This window comes from Rhizobium sp. SVR5-9E (genome assembly GCF_056755095.1).
Genome location: NZ_JBNDHS010000865.1, coordinates 1 through 228, shown reverse-complemented (window position 1 = coordinate 228; position 228 = coordinate 1). Strand labels below are relative to the sequence as shown.

The 228-nt window shown below is 57.5% G+C and carries 1 protein-coding gene; it reads left to right on the top strand.

Annotation, left to right across the window (positions count from 1 at the left end):
* Nucleotides 1-226: nuclear transport factor 2-like protein (locus ACPYOJ_RS37305; protein ID WP_481420675.1), on the top strand; the 226-nt coding region annotated here is incomplete at its 5' end.
* Nucleotides 227-228 lie beyond the last annotated feature (2 nt).

The following is a 228-nucleotide window of genomic DNA, read 5'->3' as shown; positions in this document are numbered from 1 at the left end:
GAAGTTCGTCGACGTCCATATCGACGGCGATGTCGCACCCGTCCATCGCGAGGGGCATACGCGCCATGTTTCCACGGACTTCGACACCGAGATCATGGACAAGATCACCTTTGAAAATGGCAAGGTGATTGAGGTGGTGGAGTTCCTCGATACGCTGCACGTCGCAGTGCTGCTCAAAACCGCGACCGTCTCTGCTCCACAGCAGCTCCCTGCTGGACAGCAATAGCG